This window comes from Kitasatospora sp. NPDC096140 (genome assembly GCF_040303045.1).
Classification (GTDB): Bacteria; Actinomycetota; Actinomycetes; order Streptomycetales; family Streptomycetaceae; genus Kitasatospora.
Map to the genome: position 1 here is coordinate 66,663 of NZ_JBEOUW010000004.1, position 13,824 is coordinate 80,486.

General features: G+C 67.5%; 23 protein-coding genes. 22 read left to right on the forward strand and 1 reads right to left on the reverse strand.

The window, feature by feature from the left end:
• Window positions 1-64: 64 nt before the first annotated feature.
• A complete protein-coding gene (locus ABT048_RS05015; protein ID WP_350519910.1) occupies window positions 65-1,276 on the reverse strand; it encodes an acyltransferase family protein in 1,212 nt (403 codons plus the stop codon).
• 334 nt (window positions 1,277-1,610) lie between these two features.
• On the opposite strand from ABT048_RS05015, the gene ABT048_RS05020 reads away from it, so the two are divergent.
• The 22 genes from ABT048_RS05020 (at window position 1,611) to rplO (ending at window position 13,604) form a co-directional block, all read left to right on the forward strand.
• A complete protein-coding gene (locus tag ABT048_RS05020) occupies window positions 1,611-3,425 on the forward strand; it encodes a hypothetical protein (RefSeq protein WP_350519911.1) in 1,815 nt (604 codons plus the stop codon).
• A gap of 394 nt (window positions 3,426-3,819) precedes the next feature.
• The gene (rpsJ, locus tag ABT048_RS05025; protein WP_012785157.1) at window positions 3,820-4,128 is read left to right on the forward strand and encodes a 30S ribosomal protein S10; all 309 of its coding nucleotides are present in this window, start codon (window positions 3,820-3,822) and stop codon (window positions 4,126-4,128) included.
• Between the two features lie 14 nt (window positions 4,129-4,142).
• Window positions 4,143-4,790, forward strand: coding sequence for a 50S ribosomal protein L3 (gene rplC, locus ABT048_RS05030; RefSeq protein ID WP_207810335.1), 648 nt, complete (start codon window positions 4,143-4,145; stop codon window positions 4,788-4,790).
• Between the two features lie 4 nt (window positions 4,791-4,794).
• Window positions 4,795-5,472, forward strand: coding sequence for a 50S ribosomal protein L4 (gene rplD, locus ABT048_RS05035; protein ID WP_350519912.1), 678 nt, complete (start codon window positions 4,795-4,797; stop codon window positions 5,470-5,472).
• Window positions 5,472-5,789: a 50S ribosomal protein L23 gene (gene rplW / locus ABT048_RS05040; RefSeq protein ID WP_030280768.1), complete on the forward strand. Its 318-nt coding sequence runs from the start codon at window positions 5,472-5,474 to the stop codon at window positions 5,787-5,789. The genes rplD and rplW overlap by 1 nt, the downstream gene beginning before the upstream one ends.
• Before the next feature lie 46 nt (window positions 5,790-5,835).
• Window positions 5,836-6,672, forward strand: a complete 837-nt coding sequence (gene rplB / locus ABT048_RS05045) for a 50S ribosomal protein L2 (protein ID WP_030232466.1) — start codon at window positions 5,836-5,838, stop codon at window positions 6,670-6,672.
• Window positions 6,673-6,683: 11 nt separating this feature from the next.
• On the forward strand, window positions 6,684-6,965 hold the full coding sequence (rpsS, locus tag ABT048_RS05050; RefSeq protein ID WP_030280772.1) for a 30S ribosomal protein S19: 282 nt from the start codon (window positions 6,684-6,686) through the stop codon (window positions 6,963-6,965).
• Window positions 6,966-7,023: 58 nt separating this feature from the next.
• A complete protein-coding gene (rplV, locus tag ABT048_RS05055; RefSeq protein ID WP_030280773.1) occupies window positions 7,024-7,371 on the forward strand; it encodes a 50S ribosomal protein L22 in 348 nt (115 codons plus the stop codon).
• Window positions 7,371-8,195 (forward strand): 30S ribosomal protein S3, encoded by an 825-nt coding sequence (gene rpsC, locus ABT048_RS05060; protein WP_030055823.1) that lies wholly within the window; start codon window positions 7,371-7,373, stop codon window positions 8,193-8,195. Before rplV ends, rpsC begins: the two co-directional genes overlap by 1 nt.
• A 5-nt stretch (window positions 8,196-8,200) precedes the next feature.
• The gene (gene rplP, locus ABT048_RS05065) at window positions 8,201-8,620 is read left to right on the forward strand and encodes a 50S ribosomal protein L16 (RefSeq protein WP_030232476.1); all 420 of its coding nucleotides are present in this window, start codon (window positions 8,201-8,203) and stop codon (window positions 8,618-8,620) included.
• Window positions 8,620-8,844, forward strand: a complete 225-nt coding sequence (rpmC, locus tag ABT048_RS05070) for a 50S ribosomal protein L29 (RefSeq protein WP_030232478.1) — start codon at window positions 8,620-8,622, stop codon at window positions 8,842-8,844. Before rplP ends, rpmC begins: the two co-directional genes overlap by 1 nt.
• On the forward strand, window positions 8,844-9,116 hold the full coding sequence (gene rpsQ, locus ABT048_RS05075; protein ID WP_030280777.1) for a 30S ribosomal protein S17: 273 nt from the start codon (window positions 8,844-8,846) through the stop codon (window positions 9,114-9,116). The genes rpmC and rpsQ overlap by 1 nt, the downstream gene beginning before the upstream one ends.
• Window positions 9,117-9,218: 102 nt before the next feature.
• A complete protein-coding gene (rplN, locus tag ABT048_RS05080) occupies window positions 9,219-9,590 on the forward strand; it encodes a 50S ribosomal protein L14 (protein ID WP_030232481.1) in 372 nt (123 codons plus the stop codon).
• Window positions 9,591-9,605: 15 nt separating this feature from the next.
• A complete protein-coding gene (rplX, locus tag ABT048_RS05085) occupies window positions 9,606-9,917 on the forward strand; it encodes a 50S ribosomal protein L24 (protein WP_030232484.1) in 312 nt (103 codons plus the stop codon).
• Window positions 9,917-10,486: a 50S ribosomal protein L5 gene (gene rplE / locus ABT048_RS05090; protein ID WP_350519913.1), complete on the forward strand. Its 570-nt coding sequence runs from the start codon at window positions 9,917-9,919 to the stop codon at window positions 10,484-10,486. The genes rplX and rplE overlap by 1 nt, the downstream gene beginning before the upstream one ends.
• Window positions 10,487-10,490: 4 nt before the next feature.
• Window positions 10,491-10,676, forward strand: coding sequence for a type Z 30S ribosomal protein S14 (locus ABT048_RS05095; RefSeq protein ID WP_030055830.1), 186 nt, complete (start codon window positions 10,491-10,493; stop codon window positions 10,674-10,676).
• A 265-nt stretch (window positions 10,677-10,941) separates the two neighbouring features.
• Entirely contained in the window at window positions 10,942-11,349 is a 408-nt protein-coding gene (gene rpsH, locus ABT048_RS05100; protein ID WP_033213994.1) for a 30S ribosomal protein S8, read from the forward strand.
• Between the two features lie 22 nt (window positions 11,350-11,371).
• Window positions 11,372-11,911 (forward strand): 50S ribosomal protein L6, encoded by a 540-nt coding sequence (gene rplF, locus ABT048_RS05105; RefSeq protein ID WP_350519914.1) that lies wholly within the window; start codon window positions 11,372-11,374, stop codon window positions 11,909-11,911.
• Between the two features lie 3 nt (window positions 11,912-11,914).
• Window positions 11,915-12,298, forward strand: coding sequence for a 50S ribosomal protein L18 (gene rplR, locus ABT048_RS05110; RefSeq protein ID WP_030280785.1), 384 nt, complete (start codon window positions 11,915-11,917; stop codon window positions 12,296-12,298).
• A 48-nt stretch (window positions 12,299-12,346) separates the two neighbouring features.
• Complete coding sequence (rpsE, locus tag ABT048_RS05115) at window positions 12,347-12,967, forward strand: 30S ribosomal protein S5 (RefSeq protein ID WP_030393306.1); 621 nt, start codon at window positions 12,347-12,349, stop codon at window positions 12,965-12,967.
• Window positions 12,967-13,149, forward strand: coding sequence for a 50S ribosomal protein L30 (rpmD, locus tag ABT048_RS05120; RefSeq protein ID WP_030055835.1), 183 nt, complete (start codon window positions 12,967-12,969; stop codon window positions 13,147-13,149). The genes rpsE and rpmD overlap by 1 nt, the downstream gene beginning before the upstream one ends.
• A 2-nt stretch (window positions 13,150-13,151) precedes the next feature.
• On the forward strand, window positions 13,152-13,604 hold the full coding sequence (gene rplO, locus ABT048_RS05125) for a 50S ribosomal protein L15 (protein ID WP_030280790.1): 453 nt from the start codon (window positions 13,152-13,154) through the stop codon (window positions 13,602-13,604).
• The last annotated feature ends 220 nt before the right edge of the window (window positions 13,605-13,824 follow it).

Consider the following 13,824-nt stretch of genomic DNA (forward strand, 5'->3'; position numbering starts at 1 on the left):
GACCGAACGGACCGGGCCCGGTACGCGCACTGCGTACCGGGCCCGGATCCGTTGCGGGGGCGGATCAGGTCGAGACCTGCGACAGGGGCCGGGCCGGCTCGGCGGCCGGCGGCTGCTCCTGCCGCGGCGGCTTGCGCAGGCCCAGGTCCTTCAGCTTCAGCGCGGGCTTCTCCACGGCGTACCAGGAGCAGAACGCCGCGGTGACCGAGAGCGCCACCGAGGCCGCCGTGTAGGCCCAGTAGCCGTGCTTCTCGACGCCCCAGAGGGCGAGGCACTGCTGGATCGGGAACGCGTAGATGTAGACCCCGTACGACAGGTCGACCTTGGTGCCGACCTTGGTCAGCGGGCCGGGCATCCGGCAGGCGAGCCAGATCAGCAGGTAGGCGAAGGCGGGCAGGCCGAACAGGGTGAAGCCGCCGAACCGCGCGGTGCCGAGGAAGACCACCGCGGCCAGCACGCCGGCCGGGTCGTTGATCGGCAGGCGCTTCTTGTACAGCTCGGCGAGCGCGCCGAGGCCGAACATGAAGGTCAGCGGGATGAACATGTCCAGGCTGATCGGGCCGAGGAACGGCAGCTGCCAGCCGGTCAGGCCGGTCGGCGCGTACTCGGGGGCCCGCAGCAGGTGGAAGCCGGACGCCAGGTGGACCAGGTACCCGTACAGCCCGAGGACCATCAGGGCGACCGCCCAGCGCGCCCGCCGCAGCACGCCGACCGCGGCCAGCGAGACCACCAGCAGGTAGCAGAGCACCTCGTACGCCAGCGACCACACCGAGCCGTTGAAGGCGGTGGGGTGCGGCACGTGGTCGAGCAGCCCGGAGATCCCCCACTGGTTCACTCCGATCGACCAGTTGGCCTCCAGGTACGCCAGCGGGCCCTGCGGGTGCGACCAGAAGCCGGCCAGCCGGCCCTGGTGGTACGCGACGACCGGGGCGACCACGAACGCCGTCAGCAGCAGGCAGGCCCAGAGGCCGGGGAGGATGCGGATCGCCCGGTTCCACAGGAAGCGGGCCGGGCTCAACCGCATGCCGCTGCGGGTGATCAGCAGCCCGGAGAGCACGAAGAAGCCGCTCACCGCGATCGCGCCGACGTTGGTCTGACCGCGGCTCTCCAGCAGCCCCAGGTCGGGCTTGCCGAGCCCGAGCGGCATCGCGTGGGCGAAGATCACGGCGAGGGCGAGGACGAGCCGCAGGAGGCCGAAGCCGTTCTTCCGTCCGAGGGCCTCGGCCAGGGGCGGACTGGCCGTCAGAACCGATCTCTTGCGTGCGGTGTGCGACATGGGCGGGGGACTCCGGGCCGGTGGTCTTGGGCGGACGAGGACTGAGCGCAGCTCACCCTATCCGCCGGGGTCCCGCTCCCCCCGGGGCGGGAAGGGGCCCGTGACGGCCCGGCGGCACGCCATGACACGCTCTTCGCGGTGCGATTACCATGAGTCCCGGCCCGGGCCCGGCACCGCCGAGGGCGATGATCGATCCGCCGGACGCCCACAGCACTTCAGGAGTTTCGGCCGACCTGTGCCGATCGGGCGCCCGGCCGCCGCCCGCAGAGCTCGCCCGCATCCGGCGAGTCGGTCCGACCCGCGGCAGTGTGCCGCTTCACGGAAGCGAAGAGACATGACGGATTTGGCCCCGGACGTCGTCGGCGGCCGTGCCAACGCACCCGACGACGAGGCGACCACGGCGTCCTCCGACGGATCGCCGAGCGGCCGCCGGGCCGACCGCTTCTCACGGTGGACCGAGAAGCGCTGGTTCCTCCCGTTGGCCGAGGCCGTGGTCAGCGTCGGCGTCGCGGTCGGCTTCATGCTGCTGTGCACCCACATCAGCGTCAACCCGACCACCAGGATCGGCCAGGTCAGCGGCCTCGCCAAGATCCAGCAGTACGCCGCCCTGCTCGGCATCCCCGTCCTCGCGGTGCTGCTGCTGCTCGCCTACCGCGGGACGCTGCGCTACTACCGGGTCGCCCAGCGTCTGGCGTGCGCCGCCGTCGCGGGCCTAGGCACCGGCGTCGTGGCCGGCGGCATCGTGGTCGCCCTGCACGGCACCCCCTGGGGCCTCGGCGGCCAGGAGGGCGACCCCGGCAACCTCATGGGCATGGCCAACGACATGCTGCGCGGCCAGGGCCTGCCCGGGGTGTATCCCCCGCTGTTCCCCGCCCTGCTCGCCGTCTGGGCCAAGTTCTTCCACAACGGCATCGCCGGCGTGGGCCACGCCCTCAAGGACCTGCAGCTGATCCTCAGCGCGCTGGTCGGGCCGATGGCCTACCTCTCCTGGCGGATGCTGCTGCGCCCGTTCTGGGCGATGGCGGTCGCGGTGCCGACGTCGATCGTCTTCCTCGACCCGATCCGTCCGTACAGCCACGGCTCCATGCTGGTGCTGCTGCCGCTGCTGGCGGCCTGCTTCCGCGAGATCCGCCGGGCCGGCGAGCTGTCGACCCGCTCCGCGGTGCTGCGCGGCCTCGGCTTCGGTGCCGCGTTCGGCGTGATGTTCCTCTGGTACTCGGGCTGGTACCTCTGGGCGGCGCCGGGCTCGTTCATCCTCGTGCTGATGCTCTTCCCGTGGCGCCGCGGCCGGACGGCCCTCAAGCGCGCGCTGGTCTTCCTGGCGACCATGCTGGTCACCGCCGGCGTGATCGGCGCCCCGCTGCTGTACCAGCTGGCCCGCCTGGGCGCCTCCACGATGGACCGGTACGCCTACATCAACACCTACATCGACCCGGCCTACGTCATGGGCTGGGCGTCGGACCGCACCGGCGACCTGACCTACCACAACTGGCCGGGCAACGGTGACATCGCCGGGCAGACCGGCTTCGGCATCCTGCTGCTGGTCGCCCTGGGCATCGGCGTCGGCCTGGGCCTGCGCAACATGGTGGTCCGCACGGCGGGCTTCGTCCTCGCCGGCGCCTGGCTGCTGCGCTTCTGGTTCGCCTCCCACATGGAGCACAACCAGGCCGTCCAGCTGTACCCGCGGACGACCTGGATCATCCTCTACTGCCTGATGATCCTGGCGGTCATGGGCGTGATGCTGACCTACGAGCGCGGCTTCGGCTGGGTCCGCGACACGCTGCGCGAGGTGGCCCCGAGCCGGGCCGCGCGGATCTCGCCGCGGGTGATGTCGCAGCTGGCTGCCGGCCTGGTGTGCGCGCTCGCCCTGTTCGCCACCATGGGCGGCTCCTGGTCGGCGAACCGCTTCATGCCGTCCACCAACCCGGGCGTCGAGGACATGGGCCTGGACGCGCTGCGCGCCCACCTGCAGCAGCTCGACAACGGGGACTGCCCCAAGTACTCGCCGTACAAGGGCAAGCAGGCCTGCAACCCGGTCAACATGGACCTGGCCGAGTACACCTTCGGTCCGGACCAGGGCCACCTGTGGTGCGCCAACACGACCTCGAAGGACGTGGACGCCACCTGCGGGCGCCCGCCCAAGAACTGACCTGCGGGATCACCCCGTCGGGGCCGGTGAGGTACGCCTCACCGGCCCCGATTGGCATCCGTGCTGCTCCATGTGGCAGTATGTCCAAGTTGCTCGGTTGAGTTGCCGATGCTGCGCGCCTCCCGCCGGGAGGACTGGAAGCGAGTCCCATCTACTCGTCGTTCCCGTGATGGCCGTCAAGCGTGAGTTCTACGCCACGGCAGCTGCGGGGCGAAAGTACGGGAATCTTCCGGGAAGCGTGTGCGGGGCCTCGATCCGGCACCCCTCACCCCGAAAGTTCGAAACCGACGAAGTATTTCGCCGGTTTTTTGCAAGCGCGAAGGCGACACGCCCGAGCGCGGGGGTCGGAGGGGGAGTCGTGCAGTGACTAAGGACAAAGGACTACTGAGTAGCCATGGCGGGACAGAAGATCCGCATCCGGCTCAAGGCCTACGACCACGAGGTCATCGACTCCTCGGCGAAGAAGATCGTCGAGACGGTGATCCGTACTGGTGCGCAGGTCGCAGGCCCGGTGCCGCTGCCCACTGAGAAGAACGTGTACTGCGTCATCCGCTCGCCGCACAAGTACAAGGACTCGCGCGAGCACTTCGAGATGCGTACTCACAAGCGTCTGATCGACATCCTCGACCCCACGCCGAAGACGGTTGACTCGCTCATGCGTCTCGACCTGCCGGCGGGCGTCGACATCGAGATCAAGCTCTGAGAGGCGCACCGAAGATGGCTAAGCAGATTAAGGGCATCCTGGGCGAGAAGCTCGGCATGACCCAGGTCTGGGACGAGAACAACCGGGTTGTCCCGGTGACCGTCGTCAAGGCTGGGCCCAATGTCGTGACCCAGGTCCACACCGCCGACAGCCCGGCCGGCTACAGCGCCGTCCAGCTCGGCTTCGGCGAGATCGACCCCCGCAAGGTGAACAAGCCCCTCGCGGGCCACTTCGCCAAGGCCGGTGTCACCCCGCGCCGCCACCTGGTCGAGATCCGTACCTCGGACGCGTCCGAGTACACCCTGGGCCAGGAGATCACCGCCGAGCTGTTCGAGGCGGGTGTCAAGGTCGACGTGACCGGCACCTCCAAGGGCAAGGGCTTCGCCGGTGTCATGAAGCGTCACAACTTCAAGGGTCTCGGCGCCGGTCACGGCACCCAGCGCAAGCACCGTTCGCCCGGTTCCATCGGTGGCTGCGCCACCCCGGGCCGTGTGTTCAAGGGCCTGCGCATGGCTGGTCGGATGGGCCACGAGCGTGTGACCACCCAGAACCTGACCGTGCACGCGGTCGACGCGGAGAAGGGTCTGCTGCTCATCAAGGGCGCCGTCCCGGGCCCGAACGGCGGCCTCGTCCTCGTCCGCACCGCGGCGAAGGGGCTGTGAGGAAATGAGCACCATTGACATCCTGTCGCCGGCTGGCGACAAGACCGGCAGCGTCGAGCTGCCGGCCGAGATCTTCGACGCGAAGGTCAGCGTTCCGCTGATGCACCAGGTCGTCGTGGCGCAGCTCGCTGCGGCCCGTCAGGGCACCCACAAGACCAAGACTCGCGGCGAGGTCCGCGGTGGCGGCAAGAAGCCGTACCGCCAGAAGGGCACCGGCCGCGCCCGTCAGGGCTCGACCCGTGCGCCGCAGTTCGCCGGCGGTGGCGTCGTGCACGGTCCCGTGCCGCGCGACTACTCGCAGCGGACCCCGAAGAAGATGATCGCCGCCGCCCTGCGCGGTGCGCTCACCGACCGGGCCCGCCACAACCGCATTCACGTCGTCACCGGCGTGACCGCGACCGAGGCGCCGTCGACCAAGGCCGCGAAGAGCCTGTTCGGCAAGATCACCGAGCGCAAGAACGTCCTCCTGGTCGTCGAGCGCGAGGACGAGCTGGGCCTGAAGTCCGCTCGCAACCTGCCGCACGTCCACATCCTGGACGCCGGTCAGCTGAACACCTACGACGTGCTCGTCTCCGACGATGTGGTCTTCACCCAGGCCGCCTTCGAGCGTTTCGTGGCCGGTCCGGTCGCGTCCGCCAAGGCCGTTGCCGCTGAGGGCGAGCTCGAAGGGAGCGCCGCCTGATGAGCGACGTTACGAGCAAGACGTTCACGGACCCCCGTGACGTCCTGGTGAAGCCGGTCATCTCCGAGAAGAGCTACAGCCTTCTCGACGAGAACAAGTACACGTTCATCGTGTCGCCGGGCGCCAACAAGACCCAGATCAAGCAGGCCGTCGAGGCGGTCTTCTCGGTCAAGGTCGAGGCTGTCAACACGATCAACCGTCAGGGCAAGCGCAAGCGGTCCAAGACGGGCTTTGGCAAGCGCAAGGACACCAAGCGCGCCATCGTGACGCTGGCCGAGGGCAACCGCATCGACATCTTCGGTGGTCCGGTCTCCTGAATAGGGAGATCGTGATCGTCGATTAGGACGAGGACGAGAGAGCCAAATGGGCATCCGCAAGTACAAGCCGACTACGCCGGGCCGTCGTGGCTCCAGCGTGGCCGACTTCGTAGAAATCACGCGGTCCACGCCGGAGAAGTCGCTGGTTCGCCCCCTGCACAGCAAGGGCGGCCGTAACAACGCCGGTCGTGTCACTGCTCGCCACCAGGGTGGCGGTCACAAGCGCGCCTACCGCGTGATCGACTTCCGTCGTCACGACAAGGACGGCGTGCCGGCCAAGGTCGCGCACATCGAGTACGACCCGAACCGCACCGCGCGCATCGCGCTCCTGCACTACGCGGACGGCGAGAAGCGCTACATCATCGCGCCGCGCGGCATCGCGCAGGGTGACCGGATCGAGAACGGCGCTGGCGCCGACATCAAGCCGGGCAACAACCTGCCGCTGCGCAACATCCCGGTCGGTACCACCATCCACGCTGTGGAGCTGCGTCCCGGTGGCGGTGCCAAGCTGGCCCGCTCCGCCGGCTCCGGCATCCAGCTGCTGGCTCGTGAGGGCAAGATGGCGCACCTGCGCATGCCCTCCGGTGAGATCCGCCTGGTTGACGCGCGCTGCCGCGCCACCGTCGGCGAGGTCGGCAACGCCGAGCAGTCGAACATCAACTGGGGCAAGGCCGGCCGTATGCGCTGGAAGGGCGTCCGCCCGACCGTGCGTGGTGTCGCCATGAACCCGATCGACCACCCGCACGGTGGTGGTGAGGGTAAGACCTCCGGTGGTCGCCACCCGGTCTCGCCGTGGGGTAAGCCCGAGGGCCGTACCCGTCGCCCGAACAAGGCGTCGGACAAGCTCATCGTGCGCCGCCGCAAGACCAACAAGAAGCGCTAGGAGCAGGTCAGATGCCGCGCAGTCTCAAGAAGGGCCCCTTCATCGACGGCCACCTCATCAAGAAGGTGGACGCTCAGAACGAGGCGGGTACCCAGAACGTCATCAAGACCTGGTCCCGTCGTTCCGTGATCTCGCCGAGCATGCTCGGTCACACGATCGCGGTCCACGATGGCCGCAAGCACGTCCCGGTGTTCGTCACCGAGTCGATGGTCGGCCACAAGCTCGGCGAGTTCGCTCCGACCCGCACCTTCCGTGGTCACGTGAAGGAAGACCGGAAGTCGAAGCGTCGCTAAGCGCCTGAGCTTGACGCGCCAAAACGACTCAATGACTTACTCCATTAAGGGGACAACCATGGAAGCCAGGGCTCAGGCGCGGTACATCCGCGTGACGCCCATGAAGGCCCGCCGCGTGGTGGACCTCATCCGTGGCATGAATGCCACGGAGGCCCAGGCCGTCCTGCGTTTCGCTCCGCAGGCAGCCACCGTGCCGGTCGGCAAGGTGCTCGACAGCGCCATTGCCAACGCCGCGCACAACTACAACCACTCCAACGTGGACGACCTCTACATCTCCGAGGCGTACGTTGACGAGGGCCCGACCCTGAAGCGGTTCCGTCCGCGCGCCCAGGGCCGCGCCTACCGGATCCGCAAGCGGACCAGCCACATCACCGTGGTCGTCAGCAGCAAGGAAGGGACCCGGTAATGGGCCAGAAGGTTAACCCGCACGGGTTCCGCCTCGGCATCAGCACGGACTTCAAGTCCCGCTGGTACGCCGACAAGCTGTACAAGGACTACGTCAAGGAAGACGTCGCCATTCGTCGCATGATGACGAAGGGCATGGAGCGCGCCGGCATCTCCAAGGTCGAGATCGAGCGCACCCGCGACCGCGTCCGCGTTGACATCCACACCGCGCGTCCCGGCATCGTGATCGGTCGCCGTGGCACCGAGGCCGACCGCATCCGCGGCGACCTGGAGAAGCTGACCGGCAAGCAGGTCCAGCTGAACATCCTTGAGGTCAAGAACCCCGAGCTGGACGCCCAGCTCGTGGCTCAGGGCGTCGCGGAGCAGCTGTCCTCCCGCGTCTCCTTCCGCCGTGCCATGCGCAAGTCGATGCAGGGCACCATGAAGTCCGGCGCCAAGGGCATCAAGGTCCAGTGCTCCGGTCGTCTCGGCGGCGCCGAGATGAGCCGTTCGGAGTTCTACCGCGAGGGTCGCGTGCCGCTGCACACCCTGCGTGCGAACGTCGACTACGGCTTCTTCGAGGCCAAGACCACCTTCGGCCGCATCGGCGTGAAGGTCTGGATCTACAAGGGCGACGTCAAGAACATCGCCGAGGTCCGCGCTGAGAACGCCGCTGCCCGCTCGGGCAACCGCCCGGCCCGTCCCGAGGGTGGTCGTCCCGCCCGCGGTGGCGAGCGCCGTGGTGGCGAGCGCGGTGGCCGTGGCCGCCGTCCCGCCGCTGCCGAGGCCCCCGCGGCCCCGGTCGCGGAGGCTCCGGCTGCCGAGAACACCGGAACGGAGGCCTGACCCCAATGCTGATCCCCCGTCGGGTCAAGCACCGCAAGCAGCACCACCCGAAGCGCCGTGGCGCTGCCAAGGGTGGCACCGAGCTGGCGTTCGGCCAGTTCGGCATCCAGGCCGTGACCCCGGCCTATGTGACGAACCGTCAGATCGAGTCCGCTCGTATCGCGATCACCCGTCACATCCGTCGTGGCGGCAAGGTCTGGATCAACATCTACCCGGACCGCCCGCTCACCAAGAAGCCGGCCGAGACCCGCATGGGTTCCGGTAAGGGTTCGCCGGAGTGGTGGATCGCGAACGTGCACCCGGGTCGGGTCATGTTCGAGCTGTCGTACCCGAACGAGAAGGTTGCTCGCGAGGCGCTCACCCGCGCCGCGCACAAGCTGCCGATGAAGTGCCGGATCGTCCGGCGCGAGGACGGTGAGAGCTGATGTCGGCCGCTACCAAGGCTGCTGAGCTTCGCTCGCTGGACAACGAGGGTCTCGTTGCCAAGCTGCGCGAGGCCAAGGAGGAGCTGTTCAACCTCCGCTTCCAGGCGGCGACCGGGCAGCTCGACAACCACGGACGGCTCAAGCTCGTCCGCAAGGACATCGCGCGGATCTACACCCTGATGCGCGAGCGCGAGCTGGGCATCGAGACGGTGGAGAACGCCTGATGACTGAGAACACCAACGAGACGCGCGGTTTCCGCAAGACCCGTGAGGGTCTCGTCGTCAGCGACAAGATGGACAAGACCGTCGTCGTCGCCGTCGAGGACCGCGTCAAGCACGCTCTGTACGGCAAGGTCATCCGCCGTACGAACAAGCTGAAGGCGCACGACGAGCAGAACGCGTGCGGCGTGGGCGACCGGGTTCTCCTCGCGGAGACCCGCCCGCTGTCCGCGACGAAGCGCTGGCGCGTCGTCGAGATCCTCGAGAAGGCCAAGTAACGAAGCCGATGAGGTACGGCCGTATGTGCACCGGGTCCGTTCAGGACGCCGGTGTGAGCAGCGGCCGGCCCGTCGACTCTCGTTGACGATCAGGAGAAAGCTGTGATCCAGCAGGAGTCGCGACTGCGTGTTGCCGACAACACTGGTGCCAAGGAGATCCTTTGCATCCGTGTTCTCGGTGGCTCCGGTCGCCGCTACGCCGGAATCGGGGACGTCATCGTCGCGACCGTCAAGGACGCGATCCCCGGTGGCTCGGTGAAGAAGGGTGACGTCGTCAAGTGCGTCGTCGTCCGCACCGTCAAGGAGCGTCGTCGTCCGGATGGCTCGTACATCCGTTTTGACGAGAACGCCGCTGTCGTGCTGAAGAACACCGAGGGTGACCCCCGTGGCACCCGCATCTTCGGCCCCGTGGGCCGCGAGCTGCGCGACAAGAAGTTCATGAAGATCATCTCGCTGGCGCCGGAGGTGCTCTAACCCATGGCGAACAGCATGAAGATCAAGAAGGGTGACCTGGTTCAGGTCATCACCGGCAAGGACAAGGGCAAGCAGGGCAAGGTCATCCAGGCCATGCCGGCTGAGAACAAGGTCCTGGTCGAGGGTGTGAACCGGGTCAAGAAGCACACCAAGCCGGGTCCGGGCACCCAGGGTGGCATCGTCACCGTCGAGGCCCCGGTTCACGTCTCCAACGTCCAGCTGGTCGTGGAGAAGGACGGCAAGAAGGTCGTCACCCGCGTTGGCTACCGCTTCGACGACGAGGGCAACAAGATCCGCGTTGCCAAGCGAACCGGTGAGGACATCTGATGTCTGAGACGACTGTTGAGAAGGTGGCCCCCCGCCTCAAGGAGCGTTACAACTCCGAGATCAAGGGCCAGCTGCACGAGCAGTTCAAGTACGAGAACGTCATGCTGATCCCCGGCCTGGTCAAGGTCGTGGTCAACATGGGTGTCGGCGAGGCTGCCCGCGACAGCAAGCTGATCGAAGGTGCCATCAAGGACCTGACCGCGATCACCGGTCAGAAGCCGGCCGTCACCAAGGCCCGCAAGTCCATCGCGCAGTTCAAGCTGCGCGAGGGCCAGCCGATCGGCACGCACGTCACCCTCCGTGGTGACCGCATGTGGGAGTTCCTGGACCGTCTGGTTTCGCTGGCCCTGCCGCGAATCCGCGACTTCCGCGGCCTTTCCCCGAAGCAGTTCGACGGCCGTGGCAACTACACCTTCGGTCTGACCGAGCAGGTTATGTTCCACGAGATCGACCAGGACAAGGTCGACCGTCAGCGCGGTATGGACATCACCGTCGTGACCACCGCTCAGACCGACGACGAGGGCCGGGCGCTCCTGCGCGCTCTGGGCTTCCCGTTCAAGGAGGCGTGAGCCAATGGCGAAGAAGTCCCTCATCGCGAAGTCCGAGCGCAAGCCGAAGTTCGGCGTCCGGGCCTACACCCGGTGCCAGCGCTGCGGCCGTCCGCACTCGGTGTACCGCAAGTTCGGCCTGTGCCGTGTCTGCCTCCGTGAGATGGCGCACCGCGGCGAGCTGCCGGGCGTGACCAAGAGCTCCTGGTAATCCAGGCGCCCTAGGCACACAGCGACGCAGAGGTGCCCGATCCCACACCGGCCCGTTTTGGGCCTGCCGTACGGATTCCCGTAAGGTAGTGGGGTCGGGCCCCCTGCCACGGCTTCCCCATGGACGTCCGTGGCCCCTCTCCGGGGCTCGCACCCAGTCTTACTACGTCGCAGGTCCCCTGCGCTTGTGCCCCTGCCGAACTCGCGAGAGTGCGGAAGGGGGACCTGGCGCGGAGAAACCACGGCGAGAGAGGCCTGAGGCCATCATGACCATGACCGACCCCATCGCAGACATGCTCACGCGTCTGCGTAACGCGAACTCGGCGTACCACGACTCCGTGGCGATGCCGGCCAGCAAGATCAAGGCGCACGTCGCCGAGATCCTGCAGCAGGAGGGGTACATCTCCTCCTACAAGGTTGAGGAGCCCACCGAGGGCGAGGTCGGCAAGAAGCTGACCATCGAGCTCAAGTTCGGCCCCAACCGTGAGCGCTCCATCGCCGGCATCAAGCGCATCAGCAAGCCGGGTCTGCGCGTTTACGCAAAGTCCACCAACCTGCCGAAGGTTCTCGGCGGCCTGGGCGTGGCGATCATCTCCACGTCCTCCGGCCTCCTGACCGACAAGCAGGCCGCCAAGAAGGGCGTAGGCGGAGAAGTTCTCGCCTACGTCTGGTAATTCGGGAAACGGAGGTACAGCAATGTCGCGCATTGGACGGCTGCCCATCCAGGTCCCCGCTGGCGTGGACGTCACCATCGATGGCCAGACGGTCTCGGTGAAGGGCCCGAAGGGTACCCTCACCCACGTCGTCGCCGCGCCGATCGAGATCGGCAAGGGCGAGGACGGCACTCTGGCTGTCACCCGCCCCAACGACGAGCGTATGTCGAAGGCCCTGCACGGCCTGACCCGCACGCTGGTGGCGAACATGATCACCGGCGTGACCGCGGGCTACCGCAAGTCGCTGGAGATCAGCGGTGTTGGTTACCGAGTCGCTGCGAAGGGCTCCGACATGGAGTTCTCGCTCGGCTACAGCCACCCGATCCTGGTCCCCGCGCCGGAGGGCATCTCCTTCGTCGTCGAGTCGCCCACCAAGTTCCACGTGGACGGCATCGACAAGCAGAAGGTCGGCGAGGTCGCCGCGAAGATCCGCAAGCTGCGCAAGCCCGACCCGTACAAGGCCAAGGGCGTCAAGTACGCGGGCGAGGTCATCCGCCGCAAGGTCGGAAAGAGTGGTAAGTAAGCGATGAGCGTCTCTGTCAAGATCGGCAAGGGCAACGCCTACAAGAGCGCCGCTCGCAAGCGCCGCGCGATCCGCGTTCGCAAGCGCGTCGTCGGCACCGAGGTGCGTCCGCGTCTCGTCGTGACGCGCTCGAACCGTCACATGGTCGCCCAGGTCATCGACGACGCCAAGGGTCACACCCTGGCGTCGGCGTCCACCCTCGACGTGTCCATCAAGGGCGCCGAGGGCGACAAGACCGAGCTGGCCAAGAAGGTCGGGAGCCTGGTCGCCGAGCGCGCCAAGGCCGCCGGCATCGAGTCGGTCGTCTTCGACCGCGCGGGCAACCGGTACGCCGGCCGCATCGCCGCCCTGGCGGACGCGGCTCGCGAGGCCGGGCTCGACTTCTAAGCCGCTCGTCGACTCTGTCGGCGGACGTAATCGAGAGAGGTAATTCCAATGGCTGGACCCCAGCGCCGCGGTAGCGGCGCCGGCGGCGGCACCGGTGGCGAGCGGCGTGACCGTAAGCGTGACGACCGGGGCAACGCCCCCGCCGTCGAGAAGACCGCTTACGTCGAGCGCGTCGTCGCGATCAACCGTGTCGCCAAGGTTGTCAAGGGTGGTCGTCGCTTCTCCTTCACCGCGCTGGTCGTGGTGGGCGATGGTGACGGCACCGTGGGTGTCGGTTACGGGAAGGCGAAGGAGGTTCCGGCCGCCATCGCCAAGGGTGTTGAGGAGGCCAAGAAGAACTTCTTCAAGGTCCCCCGTATCCAGGGCACCATCCCGCACCCCATCCAGGGTGAGAAGGCCGCCGGCGTCGTGCTGCTGAAGCCCGCCGCCCCCGGTACCGGTGTTATCGCCGGTGGTCCGGTGCGCGCCGTCCTGGAGTGCGCCGGCATCCACGACATCCTGTCGAAGTCGCTCGGCTCGGACAACGCGATCAACATCGTGCACGCCACCGTGGCTGCTCTGAAGGGCCTCGTGCGCCCCGAGGAGATCGCCGCCCGTCGTGGCCTGCCGCTGGAGGACGTGGCCCCCGCCGCTCTGCTGCGGGCGCGTGCTGCTGGGGTGAGCGCCTGATGGCTCGCCTGAAGATCACGCAGACCAAGTCGTACATCGGCAGCAAGCAGAACCACCGTGACACCCTGCGTTCGCTTGGTCTCAAGCGCATGCACGACGTCGTGGTGAAGGAGGACCGTCCCGAGATCCGCGGGATGGCCCACACGGTCCGTCACCTGGTGACGGTTGAGGAGGTGGACTGATCATGGGCGACAACCCGATCAAGATCCACAACCTGCGTCCCGCCCCGGGTGCCAAGACCGACAAGATCCGCGTGGGTCGTGGTGAGGGTTCCAAGGGTAAGACCGCCGGTCGTGGTACCAAGGGCACCAAGGCCCGCTACCAGGTTCCGCAGCGCTTCGAGGGTGGCCAGATGCCGCTCCACATGCGTCTGCCGAAGCTGAAGGGCTTCAAGAACCCGTTCAAGATCACGTTCCAGGTCGTGAACCTCGACAAGCTGGCCGAGCTCTACCCGCAGGGTGGCGAGGTCACGGTCGAGGACCTGGTCGCGAAGGGCGCGGTTCGCAAGAACTCCCTCGTCAAGGTGCTCGGCACCGGCGAGGTCTCGGTTGCGCTGCAGGTGACGGTCGACGCCGTCTCCGGCTCGGCCGCCGAGAAGATCAAGGCCGCCGGCGGTACGGTCACCGAGCTCGTCTGAGCCCGCTGAATACCGCTTTCGGGCCCCGCACCTCCTCCGGGAGGTGCGGGGCCCGTGCCATTTTCCGGTCGTTTTTTGTGTGGCAAATCCGGGCATCCCGTACCCCGTGAGTGGGGGACGGGCCGTACGCGCTTCTTCGGAGTGGCCGCGCACTGTTAGAGTCCGTGGAGTTCCCTTGTAGGCTGCGCGTAGGCTCGCCTGTGCCGTCTGTACGGGGGCC